This is a genomic window from Kineococcus indalonis (assembly GCF_009906395.1).
Classification (GTDB): Bacteria; Actinomycetota; Actinomycetes; order Actinomycetales; family Kineococcaceae; genus Kineococcus; species Kineococcus indalonis.
This window is the reverse complement of sequence record NZ_JAAALM010000551.1, coordinates 1-2,570: the sequence shown is the minus strand read 5'-3', so window position 1 is coordinate 2,570 and position 2,570 is coordinate 1. Positions and strand designations below refer to the sequence as shown.

The 2,570-nt window shown below is 70.8% G+C and carries 3 protein-coding genes; all 3 read left to right on the top strand.

Annotation, left to right across the window (positions count from 1 at the left end):
- The first annotated feature begins 209 nt into the window (after window positions 1–209).
- Entirely contained in the window at window positions 210–677 is a 468-nt protein-coding gene (locus tag GTR00_RS18735) for a winged helix-turn-helix transcriptional regulator (RefSeq protein ID WP_166613081.1), read from the top strand.
- 96 nt (window positions 678–773) lie between these two features.
- Window positions 774–1,415 carry a TetR/AcrR family transcriptional regulator gene (locus tag GTR00_RS18730; RefSeq protein ID WP_205706178.1) on the top strand — a complete coding sequence of 214 codons (642 nt, stop codon included), beginning with the start codon at window positions 774–776 and terminating at the stop codon, window positions 1,413–1,415.
- Between the two features lie 99 nt (window positions 1,416–1,514).
- Window positions 1,515–2,474: an alpha/beta hydrolase family protein gene (locus GTR00_RS18725; protein WP_205706177.1), complete on the top strand. Its 960-nt coding sequence runs from the start codon at window positions 1,515–1,517 to the stop codon at window positions 2,472–2,474.
- Window positions 2,475–2,570: the final 96 nt, after the last annotated feature.

Sequence of the window (2,570 nt, the reverse complement as noted above, 5' to 3'; positions counted from 1 at the left end):
GGGTGGGACCGGCCGTGGTGGTGGGGGTGGTGCTCATGGTGTGGTGCCCTTCTCGCTGCTGCATCCGTCGCAGCCGGTCTGCTGAGTCTGTGGATCGGGTGGTGGCGCCGTGGGGCGCCGTGGACGAGACTGACACCCCTGCTCTCCATCGGGAAGTAGGCACTTTCAGGTGCGTTGCGCACCAGGATCACCCAGCGGAGGAGCACCTCATGGCCACCTCGACGCGGCGAGCGCGGACCACGGCGGGAACGACGGCGGGAACGACAGCGGGAACGACGGCGCAGTACGACGCCTTCCTGGCGGTGTGCCCGAGCCGGCAACTGCTGGAGCGGGTCTCGGACAAGTGGGTCACGCTCGCCTTGTGCGCCCTCGCCGGTGACGCGGCGGCGCAGCAGGACGGCGACCACGCCGGGCCACGGCCCCTGCGCTACTCCCAGCTGTCCCGGCTGCTGGTCGGGGTCAGTCAGAAGATGCTGACCCAGACGCTGCGGTCGCTGGAGGGCGACGGCCTGGTGACCCGCACCGTCACCCCCACGGTCCCGGTGACGGTGACCTACGAGCTCACCGACCTCGGGCTGTCCCTGCACCAGGTGGTCGGCCACCTGCGGGTGTGGGCCCAGGCGAACATGGACGCCGTCACCGCGCACCGGGCCAGCCACGGAGCAACCGGTAGCTGAGCAGCCCCATGCTCCGTGCGGGTACCACTGGTAGATACTCGCCGGTTCTCGATGCACTTTTGGTACATGCCGGAGACGAGGAGCCCGCGACAGCGCTTGATCGACGCCGCCACACGGCTGCTCGGCGAGCGTCCCGAGGTGGAGCCGACGACACGCAGCCTCTACGAGGCGGCGGGGGTGACCGCCCCGACGCTCTACCACCACTTCGGCGACAAGGACGGGCTGATCGAGGCCGTGCTCGACGAGGCGTTCGCGAGGTACCTGGAGCGCAAGCACGCGGTGCCCCGCTCGGAGGACCTGGTGGCGGACTTCGCCGCGGGCTGGGACATGCACGTCCGGTTCGGCCTGGACAACCCGCTGCTGTACCGGGTGATGTACGGGTCATCCCGCAGGGCGCGGGCTGCCGCGGTGGCGGAGGCGGAACTCCTGGCGGACATGCACCGCCTCGAGGAGCGCGGGGTGCTGCGCGTGCCGCCCGCACTGGGCGTGCAGGTGACCCTCGGTTTCGCGGTCGGCTGCGTGATGCACCTGCTGCGCACGGGAGGCGCCGTCGACGACCCCGTCTCACGGCTCCTGCGGAACTCCCTCATCGCCGCGCTGACCGGGCTGCCGCCGCGCGTCGACGGTGTCCCCGGTGCCGCGAGGCAGTTGCTGGCCGTCCTCGCCGACGGGACGGCCGCGCTGGGACCCGCCGAGACCGCGCTCCTGCGGCAGTGGCTCACCACCCTCGCGGGCTGATCGGCTCACCACCCTCGCGGGCTGACCGGCACGGGGCCGGGCCGTTCCGGCCCCTCGGCCCGACCGCATTCCCCACCAAGACCAACAGGAGCACGACAGATGACCGACACTCCACCCACGACCGACACCGCACCCACGACCGAGGACCGGATCACGACCACGCTGCAGGCGATCGCCGAAGGGTTCCGCACCTGGCCGCGATCCCCGATCCTCCACCGCCCCGACGAGGTGGGCCTGGACTACGAGGACGTGAGCTTCCCCTCGGAGGACGGGACTCCGCTCGAAGGGTGGTTCATCCCAGCCAGGGGCTCCGACAAGATCATCATCGCCAACCACCCGCGCTGGTTCAACCGCTCCGGCCTCCCCTCGCACCTCGAACCCTGGAAGTCGTTCGGTGGCGCCACCGGCAACGACATCGAAGTCGACTTCGTGCCCGACTACCAGATCCTCCACGACGCCGGCTACAACGTCCTCGCCTACGACCTGCGCAACTTCGGGCACAGCGGCCAGGCCAACGGCGGCATCTTCACCGTCGGGCGGTTCGAGTCCCGCGACGTCATCGGTTCCCTCGACTACGTGCGCAGCCGCGACGACACGAAGGACATGGCGATCGGGTTGTTCAGCCGCTGCGTCGGCGCGAACTCGACGATGTTCGCGATGACCCGGCGCCCGGACGCCTTCGACGGCGTGCGCTGCATGGTCGCCCCGCAGCCGCTCTCCAGCGGGGTGGCGCTCGAGCGCGCCCTGGAACGGCTCGGGATCCCCGGGCACCGCATCGACGACCTCGAGGAGCGGATCCGGCTCATCACGAGCTTCCGGCTGGAGGAGTTCTCGCCGGTGCCGTGGGCGAAGAACGTCACCGTCCCCACCCTGCTCTACCAGGTCCGCGACGACCTGTACACCCGGCCCGACGACGTGCAATCCGTCTACGACAACATCCCCACCGCGGAGAAGGAGCTGTTCTGGATCGAGGGCATCACGCGCCGCTGGGACGGCTACACCCACTTCCAACGCCACCCGGCCCGGGTGCTCGACTGGTTCGACCGCTACGTGCGCTGACCGGGCGGGCGCCTGACGGCCCAGGGCGACCCGGCTCGCGGCGTTCGCTGCCCGCCCGTTCGCCCGCCCGTTCGCCCGCCCGGTCCAGCTCCCACG